Source organism: Denitrovibrio acetiphilus DSM 12809 (genome assembly GCF_000025725.1).
Classification (GTDB): domain Bacteria; phylum Chrysiogenota; class Deferribacteres; order Deferribacterales; family Geovibrionaceae; genus Denitrovibrio; species Denitrovibrio acetiphilus.
Genome location: NC_013943.1, coordinates 1,632,484 through 1,647,111, shown reverse-complemented (window position 1 = coordinate 1,647,111; position 14,628 = coordinate 1,632,484). Strand labels below are relative to the sequence as shown.

Annotated in this window: 12 protein-coding genes, 1 tRNA gene and 1 pseudogene; 9 read left to right on the top strand and 5 right to left on the bottom strand. The window is 42.6% G+C overall.

What is annotated here, in order from left to right:
- Nucleotides 1-27 precede the first annotated feature (27 nt).
- From DACET_RS07935 to DACET_RS07915, 4 genes and pseudogenes are all read right to left on the bottom strand, one after another.
- Nucleotides 28-918, bottom strand: a complete 891-nt coding sequence (locus tag DACET_RS07935; protein WP_013010863.1) for a SphA family protein — start codon at nt 916-918, stop codon at nt 28-30.
- A gap of 11 nt (nt 919-929) precedes the next feature.
- Nucleotides 930-2,402: pseudogene (locus tag DACET_RS07930) on the bottom strand (FAD-dependent oxidoreductase).
- A gap of 241 nt (nt 2,403-2,643) precedes the next feature.
- Nucleotides 2,644-3,831: an MFS transporter gene (locus DACET_RS07920; RefSeq protein ID WP_013010862.1), complete on the bottom strand. Its 1,188-nt coding sequence runs from the start codon at nt 3,829-3,831 to the stop codon at nt 2,644-2,646.
- A gap of 111 nt (nt 3,832-3,942) precedes the next feature.
- Nucleotides 3,943-5,550 carry a sigma-54-dependent Fis family transcriptional regulator gene (locus DACET_RS07915; protein ID WP_013010861.1) on the bottom strand — a complete coding sequence of 536 codons (1,608 nt, stop codon included), beginning with the start codon at nt 5,548-5,550 and terminating at the stop codon, nt 3,943-3,945.
- 222 nt (nt 5,551-5,772) lie between these two features.
- On the opposite strand from DACET_RS07915, the gene DACET_RS07910 reads away from it, so the two are divergent.
- From DACET_RS07910 to DACET_RS07875, 9 genes are all read left to right on the top strand, one after another.
- Nucleotides 5,773-7,479, top strand: coding sequence for an FAD-dependent oxidoreductase (locus DACET_RS07910; RefSeq protein ID WP_013010860.1), 1,707 nt, complete (start codon nt 5,773-5,775; stop codon nt 7,477-7,479).
- 24 nt (nt 7,480-7,503) lie between these two features.
- A complete protein-coding gene (locus tag DACET_RS07905) occupies nt 7,504-8,001 on the top strand; it encodes a cytochrome c3 family protein (protein ID WP_013010859.1) in 498 nt (165 codons plus the stop codon).
- Between the two features lie 60 nt (nt 8,002-8,061).
- Nucleotides 8,062-8,982, top strand: coding sequence for a SphA family protein (locus DACET_RS07900; RefSeq protein ID WP_013010858.1), 921 nt, complete (start codon nt 8,062-8,064; stop codon nt 8,980-8,982).
- A gap of 133 nt (nt 8,983-9,115) precedes the next feature.
- On the top strand, nt 9,116-9,277 hold the full coding sequence (locus tag DACET_RS16275; RefSeq protein WP_169304206.1) for a hypothetical protein: 162 nt from the start codon (nt 9,116-9,118) through the stop codon (nt 9,275-9,277).
- Nucleotides 9,278-9,479: 202 nt separating this feature from the next.
- On the top strand, nt 9,480-11,045 hold the full coding sequence (gene nikA / locus DACET_RS07895; RefSeq protein WP_013010857.1) for a nickel ABC transporter substrate-binding protein: 1,566 nt from the start codon (nt 9,480-9,482) through the stop codon (nt 11,043-11,045).
- Nucleotides 11,045-11,977 (top strand): nickel ABC transporter permease, encoded by a 933-nt coding sequence (gene nikB / locus DACET_RS07890; protein ID WP_013010856.1) that lies wholly within the window; start codon nt 11,045-11,047, stop codon nt 11,975-11,977. Before nikA ends, nikB begins: the two co-directional genes overlap by 1 nt.
- On the top strand, nt 11,974-12,789 hold the full coding sequence (gene nikC, locus DACET_RS07885) for a nickel ABC transporter permease subunit NikC (RefSeq protein ID WP_013010855.1): 816 nt from the start codon (nt 11,974-11,976) through the stop codon (nt 12,787-12,789). The genes nikB and nikC overlap by 4 nt, the downstream gene beginning before the upstream one ends.
- The gene (locus DACET_RS07880) at nt 12,789-13,583 is read left to right on the top strand and encodes an ABC transporter ATP-binding protein (protein WP_013010854.1); all 795 of its coding nucleotides are present in this window, start codon (nt 12,789-12,791) and stop codon (nt 13,581-13,583) included. The genes nikC and DACET_RS07880 overlap by 1 nt, the downstream gene beginning before the upstream one ends.
- A gap of 10 nt (nt 13,584-13,593) precedes the next feature.
- Complete coding sequence (locus DACET_RS07875) at nt 13,594-14,340, top strand: ABC transporter ATP-binding protein (protein WP_169304205.1); 747 nt, start codon at nt 13,594-13,596, stop codon at nt 14,338-14,340.
- 95 nt (nt 14,341-14,435) lie between these two features.
- Here the strand turns inward: DACET_RS07875 and DACET_RS07870 are convergent.
- A tRNA-Leu gene (locus DACET_RS07870) sits at nt 14,436-14,519 on the bottom strand.
- Between the last annotated feature and the right edge of the window lie 109 nt (nt 14,520-14,628).

Below are 14,628 nucleotides of genomic sequence, written 5' to 3'. Positions count from 1 at the left end.
CCGCAAAATAATAGTGAAGTTTTCAGGTCAGAATGCGTATATGAATTTAACCCAGTATTTTTCGCCTTCTGTTCTGTTCCTGACCATTGTTTCTTTCTGGTATTTTGCTATGAAACTCATGTTTTTGTATTGATATTTCAAAGCAGGTCCTATGGCAAGTACCTGACCTTTGTAGTTATCTACAGTGTGTCCGTTTTGTTCATCGTCTGTCACCTGTTTGTAGTAATATCCGCTTATGCCTGCAACCCAGTTGCCGATATGGTAGCCTGTGTGATAGTCAAAGTGGAACTCCTGACCGGTTTGGTAGTCTGTATCATTGTTTTCAGTATTAAAGTCATACATCGCCTTTACAGAAGCTTCATAGCCACCATCGGACAGATAAGTAAAGCCAAGAACGGGTTCTATCGAGTAGTAGTTTCTCCCCACGTTTACAAGTTCATCTTTGTCGTATTGTCCTGTTGGAGCAGTTATGTCAAGCCCTGCGGCAAAATTCCAGTTTTTTGTGTGCCATGACAGGTTTGTCCCAATTGTTATATCACCAAGTCCGGAGTCGTCATCGTCCATTCCCATGATATCCAGATCCATATCCATAAGAGGGATAAGGGTGTGAAATCCTATAAAACCGCCGAGAAACTGTTTATCAGTGATGTATATAAACCTGAAAACATTTGCTTTAACCTTAAGATCAAGATTGACATGCTGTTCGTCACCATCGTTATCAATCATCTTGTCTGCGGTGTAGTAATTCGTATAGTTGATGAAGTAAAATCCTGGTGGCGGTATAGCACCTGCCATAATGGACTCTGCACCGTTAGGATAAGAGCTGCCGCCGCCTTCACTGGCATTTGCTGTGAAAGAGAATGTCAGAGCAGCAATGCTTAGTGTAACCAGAAGCATTATTTTGTTTATTGAAGACATAAAAATACCTCTTATTTAGTTTTTGCAGCGTATGCTGCTGCGTTTACACCGGAAAGGCGTCCTGATGTAGCTGCAAAAGAATACGCAGAACCTGAAGCCCAAAGAGTGTACGTTCTGCCGTATTGACCGCCTGCATCACATCCAGCTGCGTAAAGCCCTTTGATGATTTCGTCTTTATCGTTGGTTACTTCAAAGTCAGTAGTAACCCTTGCCCCGCCGAGCGTTGTAAAAAATGCCGGCTGAACCCTTACAGCATAGTAAGTTGGATTGTCTATAGGGATAACTGTTTCAGGGTTTCTGCCGAATTTTTCATCTTTGTTTTTAGCAGCGATCTCGTTATATTGTTTAACAGAAGCCTGAAGTTTTACAGGGTCTGTACCCATCTGTTTTGCAAGATCATTAATGGAGTCAGCATAAGCAACTTTTTTGCTTCCGGCTGCTACGGCATTTTTAATTTCCTCTCTGATTTTAGTGAATTTTGTGCCGACAGGGATCAGAACACCAAGCCCTGTTCTGGAGCCGTTTTCTTCGATGTATTTTACGGTGTTTTCGTCAAATACACTCCAGACATAAGCACCTCTCTGGGCTTCTATGATATTGCCTGCTATGGCAAAGTTGTGGACGATGGTTTCATCTGTTACTCTGTCGCCGTATTTGTTTACCCAGAGGTTTGGTTCCCATGTCATGCCGAGAGCATCTCCCATAGGAGGGAGGTGTTTATCAATAATAGCTGGGTGAAGCATAAGACCGAGACCAACAGTATCTGCACCTGCATCTTTTGTCATCTGGATTCCGTCACTGGTTTTACCAAGTGGGATGATCTGTTGAACTTCTTTTGAGTTAAAAGGAGTCCATTGGTCTATCTTGTCTTTACTGTCGCCGAAACCGCCAGTCGCAACGATTACAGCCTTAGCTTTTATAATGACTTTATTTCCTCTTTTATCAACTGCTTCAACACCTTTGACAACACCTTTGTCTACTATAAGTTTTTGTCCGGGTGTGCTGTACATAATTTTAACACCCAGTTCTTCTGCTCTTTCCACCATTCTTGTGATGAGAGCAGCACCGTGGTGTGCGCCTTTGTAGTCCTGAACCAGATGCCAAACCTGAGGTTCTTCTGCTGACATGCGGAAGACTTTGAATTTTACGCCTTCACCTTTGAGCCAGTTGATTGTATTTGTGGATTCTTTGATGTAGGTCATAACCAGCGCTGGGTTAACCTTGTAGCCCTGATTGATTTCCATAGACTGTTTAAATACTTCTTCGGGAGTAAGATCAACAAATTTTAATCTCTATTCTTCTGTCTGAACAGCAAAAAGACCTTCTGCGAAGTTTGAGCTTCCGCCTGCAACTTCCTGTTTTTCAAGAGCGATTACTTTTGCTCCGTGTTCTGCTGCTGAAACTGCCGCAGAAACACCAGAGCCTCCGACACCTATGACAACTACATCTGTTTCATAAACTCTGTCGCGTGCGTACGCTGTCATCACAAACATAGATAATGCTGTAACAACTGCTGATACAAATAGTTTTTTGATAACCCTTTGCATTTTTTCCTCCTAAAATATTCGCCGGACTTTTAATCCGGTGTTATAAAAATGATAAAACTTTTGTATTGAATCCACTATTAGGCGAATTACTGCATAATTCGAATGATTGTCCTTATGTGTGAATATAGTTTTCAGCAGATGCGATGAAATTTCCCCTATAAACCTGCGGGAGATTTACCTATCTGATTAGAGCGTTTTTTCTTGTTTCCTGTTGAAGTAAAGTTGAAGTGGAATGCATTACGAAGGCTCCGCCGAATATGCTAAGGGCAGAGGAGAGGCATACAGCGGTGAAGATTCCGGAGCAGCTATATAAAACTGAACTTACGAGTGCTCCTGAAGAAGCTCCTATGCCCATGATAGAGTTGAATCTGCCTATTGATCTGCCGAGTGCATTGCCTTGTGCGGATTCTATCAGCATGGAAGAACATGCCGGTTGCGATATAGCATTTACAAAACCGTACATACATGATGATACAATAAATGAATCCATACTTTCTGCTGAAAAAATCACAATAAGCAGTAGACCGGACATAACACCTCCGGCAGATAACATGATTTCTTTCCTTGCTTTGTCTGCCAGATGTCCTGTAATTGGCAGAGAGAATGCTGTTGCAGCGGTAGCAAGTCCAAGTGTCAGCCCTATATATGACTCTTTATAGCCTATGAGGTGCATATATATGGGCAGTAGCATTGCCATTGATGTTACAGCCCACCCTTTGAAAAAGATATATACATAAAGTGCTTTGAGCTGTTCTGGTTGTGTGTGACGGGGTGATGTTATTTTTTTATCTGATCGGTAACTGATGGTGAGTCTATTCTTAATGAAAAGCACAAGTAATATGGCTGATAATGTACAGATAAGCATTATTATAAAAATAACGGAAAATCCGAAATATTCTTTGATAATCCCTCCAAAAACAGGAGCAGTGGCTAATGCCAGATAGAAGGAAAGATCAAAAGTTCCCAGTGTTTTACCTCTCTTGCCTGTTTCCGCATTAGAGCCAAGGACATAGTGCATCACAGGGCGGAAAAGAGCGCATGCCGACCCCTGCATGATTCTTACTATAAGTATAAGATTTTTGTCATTAGTAGCATAGTAGGCTATTGAAACCAGCAGGTATAAGATAAGTCCTGAAAATATAATCCTGAAGGCTCCATGCCTGTCCAGTAATTTACCAGCGAGGGGGCTGAGACTTATTTTAGAAAGTGAATACAGAGTAAAAGCCAGACCGATTATGAAACCGCCCGCCTTAATTTCTCCCATATATAATGAAAATAGAGAATCATTTATTCCAAAAGCAAATGTTATCAGGAAGTTAACGACAAATAAAATAAAGTATGTTCTCTTCCTCTCAGCTTCGGGCATAAATTACTCCTATGTTCATACATGAATATTAATGTTGTCGCTGGGTATAAACAATCGGGAGTACTACTTAAAAATGCAGGTAAATTTCCTTATAGGGGCAGGTGGATATACCTATAACTGATACTCTTTGATTTTACGATAAAGGGTGGCGATGCCTATGTTGAGGGTCTGAGCGGTTCTTTTTTTATCTCCGTTGTTTATGATGAGGCAATTTCTGATATGCTCTTTTTCCATTTCGGCAAGGCTGATAGGCGTACTCGGTGCTGAACAGCTTGTCAGCAACTCAGGCGGCAGATCATTTTCTTCAATCATCGACGAATCAGCAAGTGCTGCTGCTCTGTGGATAACGTTATGCAGCTCCCGTACATTGCCAGGCCAGTTGTATCTGAGTAAAGCTTCTGATGCTGAAGGAGCTATTCCGGTCACCTGTACATTCATCTCCTCTGCTGCGCTTTTTATAAAACAATGTGCAAGTGGGAGGATATCTTCTGTTCTTTGACACAGAGGGGGGATCTTAATGTTAATTACGTTTAGTCTGTAAAAAAGATCTTTTCTGAAATTTCCTTCCTGAACTTCTTTTTCAAGATTTTTGTTGGTTGCAGATATGATTCTGAGGTTGATTTTTCTCGGCTGATTTTCACCGACCCGGCGTATCTCTTTCTCTTGAATAACCCTGAGCAGTTTGACCTGCATGTTTTTTGATGTTTCGCCTATTTCATCCAGAAAGAGTGTTCCCCCTTCTGCTTCTTCGAAAAGTCCTTTATGTTCTTTTTCCGCACCTGTGAAGGAACCTTTTGCATGACCGAATAGTTCTGATTCCAGCAGGCTTTCAGAAAATGCTCCACAGTTAACAGCGACAAAAGGTTTGTCTGAGTCTGGCGATTTGCTGTGTATATATCTGGCAAGAACTTCCTTTCCCACACCGCTTTCGCCGCAGATCAGTATGGTGGTGTTTACTCTGGCTGCTCTGTGGGCAAGGTCAGTGACCTCCTGCATTTTTTTACTGCGGACAACCATCCCTCCGGAGCAGTTCTTTTTTAGTTCAAGGTTTTTAAGTTTATTTTTTGTTTCAATAAGTTTTTTCTCAGAGAAATGTATCTGAGATGAAAGCTCCTGAAGAATGTCATTTGTGGAAGCCATGCCGTAAAATGGCAGATGTTCTGTAAGATCGTCCCCCCATTTTTCCGCAAATCTCCCCTCAATTTCGCAGTAGTCGTCCCCTTTTCCAACGCATTTGGTCTCAATGAAATACACATCACGGCTGTTCTTAAAAGATTCATATCCGCTGGCAAAGCCTGTAAGTGTCCAGCATATGGGTTCATCAGCAACGCCGAAGTGCAGAATGTGCTGTTCGGCTTCATACGAATACTCCAGCTTTGAATGAATGAGAGGAGCATCGCCCATTCCGTCTGTTTGTTCCAGCCTGGTGGTGAAAACGATTCCGTATAGCATATGCAGGTAAGCTCCTCCGTGAGAGCCGTAGAAAAGGTCAGGGGACTCTTTTTTCAGCATTTCCGCTGTGCGCCACCCGTGGGCGTAGCCGTATCTGGTAAGGACATTTTTCGCACCGTATTTGCCGAATATCTGTATCAGCTCCTTACGCAAAAGTCCCTGCGATATGCTGTCATCAATTAAAACTCGCCTGTCGAGAAAGGTTATTATCTTTGTTTCCGGATTGACTTTTAAGAGTTCAGATATGTTTCTGTTACCTAAGTTCATGTTTTGCTCCTATATAAAATGTTACATCAAAAAGTATTTTATACAACTATAATTTTATCAAAATGAAATGAATTATTATCAAAATGATAAAATAGTTTTGCGTGTAAATATATGTGTTTTAAGAGTTACGAATGGGTTATGGAAATCGTTTGTTTTGGCATGTTCATTGCATTGTAACAGCACGAAGAGAGTTTTTCTCAAATAATTTTTAGGAGATTACTAATGAGTAAGAAAGGTAAATCAGATCTTTCAAGAAGAAGTTTTCTTAAAACCGGCGCTGCCGGTGCCGCAGTTGTTGCTGCTTCTGCTGCTTTTCCAGGTTCTGCTGTTGCGGGTGGTGATGCAATAGGCAAGCCAGTAGAACAGTGCCATACATGGAGCTGGGAAGCTCCTGTTAAGCCTATTCCGGAAAGGCACGTTAAAAATACTGTGAAGTCAGATGTGATAGTTATAGGCGCCGGACTTTCCGGTCTGGCTGCTGCAATATCTGCCGCTGAAAACGGGGCAAGTGTTCAGCTTGTAGACAAAAACCCTTCATGGGCTGCGAGAGGCGGACACATTACTGCTTTCGGAAGTAAACTCCAGAGAAAAATGGGGATCGATAATGATTACCGTCAGATTATACGTGACTGGATAGCATGGGCTCAGGGGCGTATTGACGAAGACCTTCTCTGGCTTTTCGCAAGAAAAAGCGGTGCGTGTATGGACTGGGCAATTGATATTTCTGAAAAGTATAATCTGCAGGTAACAATGTGGGAAGGTTACTACAAGGGACCTGACTATACAGAATATCCTGTGACACACATTTTCCATGAGAAAGATGCTGACCTGAGCTATGTTTATGGCAATTCCAAAGGGATAGGCAATGTTACACTTGTTCCCGCATTCGAGAAAGAAGCTAAAGCACAGGGAGTTCATTTTAACTATAAAATGCCTGCTGTGCAGATTATCAGAGATGAACAGGGGAATCTTCAGGGGATTTATGCTGGTAAACCCGGAAGGTACACAAGGTTTCTTGCTGACAAAGTCATTATTGCAACAGGTGATTACGCCTCGAACAGAGAGCTTATACAGCGCTATTCACCTTTTACCCTTAATGCTGATGCGCAGATATATTTTCCTAATAAATGCAACACAGGTGACGGCATCATCATGGCTATGCAGGCTGGTGGCGCTATGCAGAGGTATGAACCCCATGCTGCCGTTATCCACCTTGAAGCCGGCGCAGCCAGCTATGGTTTTCTGCACGTAAATGCACTCGGTGACAGATTTAAAAACGAAGATGTTAATACCCAGTCAAAAAGCTGTACCAAGGAGCTTGAGCCGGACGGCATAGCATGGACCATCTATGACAAGGACTGGGCTGATCAGGTTAAGTATCAGGTTGACAACAATCTCGGCGGCGGGCTCTTCTATGGTCAGATGTGGCAGCCTTGGGGTAAGGGGTGGAATAAAGAAGTTGAGATCATGACACAGAAAGCACACATAAAAGACGGTAAGGTCCTTGTGGCAAACAGTATAGAGGAACTTGCATCTAAGATGAATGTGCCTGTGGAAAATCTCAAAAAGACAGTGGCAAGGTATAACGAACTTTATAAAATGCAGGATGATCCTGACTATGGTAAACGCAAAGAGCTGCTGACCCCTATCGTTAAACCTCCGTTTTATGCAGGCAAGCTCGCAAGTACTGTGCTTACAATGTGCGGCGGTCTGCGTACTGACACAAGCCTTCAGGTTCTTGACAGTGACGGCGACCCTATCAAAGGTCTTTATGTTGTCGGTGCTGCTCAGGGTGAATTCTTTGCCAATGATTATCCTACTATATGTCCGGGGATAGGTCATGGACGTTGTCTGACATTTGGTCGTATGGCTGGGATGCTTGCAGCGGGTAAAAATCCTGAAAAGCTTATTCCGTCAATTGACTTATAAAACGGTCACTGCCGGATGTTAGTTATGATAAACAAATTAGCTCTGCTGGCTGCGATAGCTTCTATATTTGCTTTCAGTGCTGTGTCCTTTGCCGGAGAAACGGGAGGATGTGCAGAAGTCTGTCATATTATCAAACCATATGACGAAGGTTTAAAGGACGAAACGTTACTCGTGCATAAGCATTTTAATGCCGGGATAGGTTGTGTTGACTGCCATGAGAGAACAGAGGAAACAAGAAAAACAGAGGAACAACTCTATAAAAATGGTGAGTACGACGACCCTATGTTTACACGGGAATATGAATCTGATTTCTGCTTTAGCTGTCATGGAAGCTATAAAGAGCTGGCGGAACGGACAGAACATCTGACAGAAGAGTGGGGGCGCAACCCTCATGAATCTCACCTGAACGAGCCTGATTGCTACATCTGCCACAAGGTGCACCAGAAATCTACTTTTGTATGTTCTGAGTGTCACATAGCAGACTGGAGGGGAAGACTGCCCGAAGGGTGGGAACCTAAATGATCTTTACGGCAGGGGGCACTCCCTTGCCGTTTTATAAAAAAGTTGAAAAAGGAGAAGGTGATGAAAGTAACTAACCTTAGCAGTATTTTTGCAAAAAGTTTTATTACCGCGGCACTGTTTGCATTCATAACATTTATTCCGGTGCTTTCTAATGCAGACCAGCACTATGGAATAGGTTCCGAAGGGCTTAAGGCGGGCACAGTACCCGGCCCCGGTTTTTATTATCTTATGTACAACAATTATTACACTTCGGACACCATGACTGACAGCAGTGGGGATGATTCTAATATCGGTTTTGATATCAGCGTTATTGCGAACGTCAACCGTTTTGTTTATATCACAGATAAGAAGATTCTGGGAGCTGACTACGGCTTTCAGCTTATAGTACCTTTTGTTTATACAGATCTAGAAATCAAGGCTGCTGGAGTTGACGACGATGACTTCAGCCTGAGTGATATCACTGTGGAACCGCTTATCCTTTCATGGCACGGTGCCCAGTATGATGCTGTCTTTGGTACAGCACTGTTTGTTCCTACCGGCGAGTATGATAAAAACAGCTCTGTAAATATCGGACAGGATCACTATACTGTCATGCTTTCACAGGGGATTACATATTACATCGGAGAAGGTAAAGGGTGGAATATAAGCTACATAGCCAGATACGAAAAGCATCTTGAAAACCGTGATCTGGATATTACTTATGGTGATGATTTCAGTGTTGACTGGGGTATCGGCAAGACAATTAATAAATTCTATGATATCGGTCTGATAGGGTACTCACACTGGCAGGTTACTGACGACGACGGAGACGATGCTGCTGCTGATTCTGTGAAAGATCAAGTTCATGCCATAGGTTTAGAGGCTGGGGTGTTTTTCCCGGACAACAGTTTCGGAGTCAAAGTTAAGTATCAGAATGAATTCTACGCCGAAGACAGAGCAAAAGGGCATTCTTTCTGGATTGATATAGTTAAACCATTTTAAGAGGTGACTGAGCAGTCCGGCAACAAGGTAAATTCCTCCTTATAATGCTGGGCATATGTCGTGGCGGGTGTACTTATGTGCATCCGCCTTTTTTTATACGCTCGAAGACAGAACCCCACTCATTTATGCGTGGATGAATGAGCTAATCACAGCTTTAGAGCTTATAAGTCATTGCGGGGAATGTAATGAAGAAGCAATCTCAGGATTAACTAATGAGTCCAGAGACTGTCACAGCCCTGCGGGATTCGCAGTGACGTATTTTGCATATGCTTTAGTTGTGACAACGAAGTTGTAAATTAGTGTGTTAAGCACGTGAGGAGCAATATAACCACGGGTTTACCCGTGAGAAACTATGCGCGTAATAATGTGGTAATACTAATTTTGGAAAAGTATTACTTTTTATGTTGCTCCTGAAATGTTTGAATGTTATCATGCATCCGATTTGATGCAGATATTCATGTGCGTCGTCATTTTATTTATTTTCAGAGGTGATCACTATGTTTAAGAAAGTGCTGTTATCTATTGCACTGATTCTATCTTCCTTCATGTTCTCGTTTGCAGGGCAGAAGGACACTCTTGTAACTGCATGGCCTGTTAATGTCGGCGCAGGTAATCCGCATTTATACACTCCAAATCAGATGTTCGCTCAGGTTATGATTTATGATGCCCTGGTCAGGTATGACGGGAAAGATATAGAGCCGTCTCTGGCAGAGAGCTGGGAAATTTCCCCTGACGGGCTGACTTATACATTTTATCTTCGAAACGGTGTCACCTTCTCAGACGGGACAACATTCAACGCAGAAGCAGTTGCTATGAATTTTCAGGCTATAATGGCAAATGCTTCCAGACACGGCTGGCTGGCACTTGTGAGCATGATAGAAAGCTGGGAGGCAAAGAATGATCAGACTTTCGTTATGCACCTGAAAAGACCTTACAGTCTGACATTGCAGGAGCTTAGTCTCCCAAGACCGTTCAGGATACTTGCACCGTCTGGGTTTATTGATAATGAAGCAGAAACCAGCAAAGGGATAAAAAAGCCTATCGGAACAGGTCCATGGGTTCTCAAAGAAACAAGACTTGGTCAATATGACCTTTTTGTCCGTAATGAGAGCTATTGGGGAGCTAAACCTGAATACTCAAAGTTGCTGGTGAAAGTTTTGCCTGATCCGCACAGCAGGGTAGTTGCCCTCGAAACCGGAGAGGTTGACATACTCCTTGGTGATGGAAGTTTTACACTGGAAAATTTTGTACGGCTTCAGAAAAATCCGCAATTTGTTACCGCTAAATCAGGTTCCAGAAATACTAATATGCTTGCTCTGAACTCGAACAGAGGGGCAACAAAGGAACTGAATGTCAGAAGAGCTATCATGCATGCTGTTAATAAAGATGCAATTGTTAAATATATTCTCCTTGATCTGGAAAAGAGAGCAGACACCCTTTACAGTGAATCACTGCAATACTGCGGGCTGGGACTTCAGCCTTATGGATATGATAAAGCGAAATCTGTGCAGCTCCTTGAGGATGCCGGATGGAAATTAAAAGGAACATACAGAGAGAAGGGGGGGATGACTCTTTCCCTTGACCTGCATTATATCGGAACTGACCCCAAGCAGAAAGCCCTTGCCGAAGCTATTCAGGCTGACCTGCTGAAAGTAGGAATTAAAATCAATCTGCGGGCAGAGGAGAATACTATATTCTATAGCCTTCAGGCTAACGGCAACTTCGATATGATATTTAATAAAACATGGGGACCTCCTTTCGAACCGGGTTCTTTCACTGCGTCAATGAGAAAACCTTCCCATGCAGATTATCAGGTTCAGGCTGGGCTGAGTGAAAAGGCTGAAATAGATGATAATATCAGCAAACTACTTGTTTCCACTGACGAAGCTGACATTAAAAAGCGCTACAGATATGTATTGTCAACACTGCATAAAGAAGCTGTTTATCTGCCTATAAGTTATGGGCTTGATCTTGCTGTGTATAACAAAAACCGCATCAGCAATTTTGAATTCGGTGAGATGACTACTGAATTTATGTTTCATAAAATGAGCGTTTCAGAATAATGGCTGCATTTATACTTAAGCGTATAGGGTTACTGATACCGATTATGTTTGCCGTTTCTGTTATAGTCTTTGGTGTTCTGAGGCTGGGGCCTATTGATCCGGCTCTTGCCTATCTGCTTAATTCCAGAATACCTCCCACACAGGAGGCTCTGGAGGTTACAAGAGTTGAGCTGGGGCTTAATAAACCCCTTGTTGAACAGTATGTCCATTGGCTTAAAAATGCTGCAGTTCTTGATTTCGGCAAGTCGTATACTACGAAGCGGGATGTTTTTGGGGATTTGATGTACTACTTCCCGACGACCCTTAAGCTGGCGTGTACTTCAATGCTTGTAGTTATACTGCTGAGTATACCTATGGGGATTGCTGCTGCTCTTCGGCGTAACCGTATTTTTGACAATATCGTAAAACTCATTTCATTTATTGGTGTGTCGACACCGAGTTTCTGGCTTGGGTTTATTCTGATGTATTTCTTTGCTGTGAAGCTACAGCTTTTACCCGCTTTCGGCGAACATGGTGTTCTGAGCTACATAATGCCCATACTGACACTTTCTTTTATGTCTATCGCTATAAATACCCGTCTGACTAGGACAAGCTTTCTGGAGCACTTTAATCAGAGGTCTGTGACTTATGCACGGGTTATGGGTGTTAGCGAAAAGAAGATCGTCAGCAAATATACGCTGAAGAATTCTATGCTTCCTATAGTCACATCATTTGGGATGCATTTTGGCGAGCTTCTGGGGGGAGCGGTGGTTGTTGAAACACTTTTTGCATGGCCTGGGGTTGGGCGTTATGTTGTTAGCTCTATACATAACCATGACTATCCGGTTATTCAGTGTTTTATGATACTGATGACAGCAATATTTGTAATAATGAATCTGGCTACAGATATCGTGTATGCGTATCTGAACCCAAAGATAAGATATGAAAAATGAAAAATAAATATTTGATTATACTAACAATGATACTCTTATGTGTTGTTCTGGGGGCTGTTTTTGCAGACTTTATAACACCTTACGACCCTTTCTATACAGACCTCAGCAGTAAGTTTTTACCGGCTGGTAGTGACCACTTACTCGGGACAGATCACCTCGGACGGGATGTTTTCTCCAGATTAATTTATGGAACCAGAATGTCGCTTCTCAGTGTTATGGCTATAAGCGGTCTGACGCTTCTGTTTTCTCTGACTGTTGGTTGTATTGCCGGCTACAGGGGGGGAGCGTTTGACAGTATACTGATGCGTATATGCGATGTGTTTCTGACATTTCCGACTTTTATACTGGCGCTTTTCTTTATAAGTGTGCTTGGGGTGGGGCTTCTGAATGTTGTACTTGCCATTGCTCTTACGCACTGGGCATGGTATGCGAGGATTGTCCGGTCCCTCGTGCTTGAGCTGAAGGTTAAGGGATACGTACTTGCCGCTCAAAGCGCAGGCGGGTCACATTTCCGGATAATAATAAGGCACATTATGCCGTCTGTACTGGTTCAGATAATGATACTCGCAACACTCGACCTTGGGCATATGCTTCTGCATGTCGCCGGACTTAGCTTTCTTGGGCTGGGTGTTCAGGCTCCTGTACCGGAGTGGGGTGTTATGATAAACGATGCTGCACCATACATACGAGAGCATCCGGGACTGATGATATATCCGGGGCTATGCATATTTTTCATAGTTGCGATATTTAACAGTATTGGCGAAATAGTCAGGGATAAGCTGGATCCGTCTCTGACAGAGAAGGTGCTCTGATGAATCTGTTAAAAGTTGAAAAACTGAATGTTGAAACCACTTTAGGTAAAAAGATAATTAATGATATCTCCTTCGAGCTGAGCTCTGGCGAAACAGTTGTGCTGCTGGGACAGTCTGGATGTGGCAAATCTGTTACAAGTATGGCTGTTCAAGGGCTGTTGCCTGCGGGGCTTATTAAGACAGGCGGAGAGGTGAGTATTTGCGGAAAGCCTTTTGAGCCATATATGCGTGGGGGGTATATCAGCATGATAATGCAGGCACCTGCAACATGTTTTGATCAGCTCTTTAATATGCGCTCGCAGTTTAGCGACATACTTAGTTCTAACGGTAAAGACAGTTTATGCAATGATGCGTATTTCTGCAAAATAATATCAGAAGTGGAATTAGATACCCCAATGGAAATTCTTGATTCATACCCTTTCCAGCTTAGCGGCGGGATGCTTCAGCGGCTTATGATCGCTCTGACACTTGCGCTGGGGACAAAAGTTATCATTGCAGATGAGCCGACTTCGGATCTTGATATCTCGGGTCAGGCTGAAATATTGAAACTTATTAAGAGAATAAGACCAAAAGACAGTGCTCTGCTGCTGATAACCCATGACCTTAGTGTTGCTGAGAATATGGCTGACAGAGTGCTGGTTATGAATAATGCTGAACTTGTGGACAGCTTTAAAGTTAATGAGTTACATGATGAAAACAGGAACAGCTATACAAAAAGTCTGGTGACGTCTAACAGGGGACTTTACCAGAATGACTGGGATATTGATCTGGAAGGGTGCAATGCTGAAATGTAGTAATATATCTATGACATACAGAAAGGGCAGTTGGTTTGCTTGTAGTAAAGAGAAGAGAGTGCTGGACGATATTTCTTTTGATATAAAAGAAGGTGAAAGTTTTGGGCTGCTAGGTGAAAACGGTTCGGGGAAGAGCACGCTTACAAGGATAATTTTAGGGTTGGAAAAACCTACCGCCGGTGAGGTATTATTTGACGGTGTGGATGTGCATCAGGCTGTAGAGAAAGGAGATAAGTCTTTCAGGAAGAATATGCAGGCTGTTTTCCAGGATCCGGCGAGTACTATGAACCCACGCTGGAGCGCCTTCAGAGTTATAACAGAACCACTGCATAATTATTATCACTTTTCCAGACCGGAGCTTGTGAAGCAAACCGCAGAACTTATGTCTTCTGTGGGGCTTGATCCGTCAGAGATGGACAAGAATATTAATAGGTTTAGCGGTGGTCAGCAGCAGAGAATATGCATTGCCCGTGCGCTGGCGCTTAAACCAAAACTTCTTATTCTGGATGAAGCGGTTAGTAATCTTGATATGATTGTTCAGGCGCAGATTGTAGAGTTATTAGCAGAACTTAAAAGAGTGCACAATATATCTCTGCTTGTTATTTCTCATGATGTTAGAGTTGTTTTTAAGCTTTGTGAAAATATTCTGGTGCTGGACAATGCTAAAATTGTGGATCGCTTGAGTATGAAGCATGGTGTGAAAAGAGCGAACTCGGAAGCATTTCATAGGCTTACTGCCTGCTCTGGTAAGTTTTAGGTTTTTTGTATAGCTGATTACAAATTTATTATAAAATGACTAATACGAGGCTAAAATAAAAAGGCTCTGATGTTGTCAGAGCCTTAAGTTATTGATGCCGAAGGCGGGAATCGAACCCGCACACTATCGCTAGCAAAGGATTTTGAGTCCTTCGTGTCTACCAATTCCACCACTTCGGCATATATGTGAAAAGAAATGTAATATTAAGGAAAATGATCTTTATTGTCAATATAAACAACTCTGTAAACAATATATAATATAAGATTATATAATGTTGATTTTATTGTT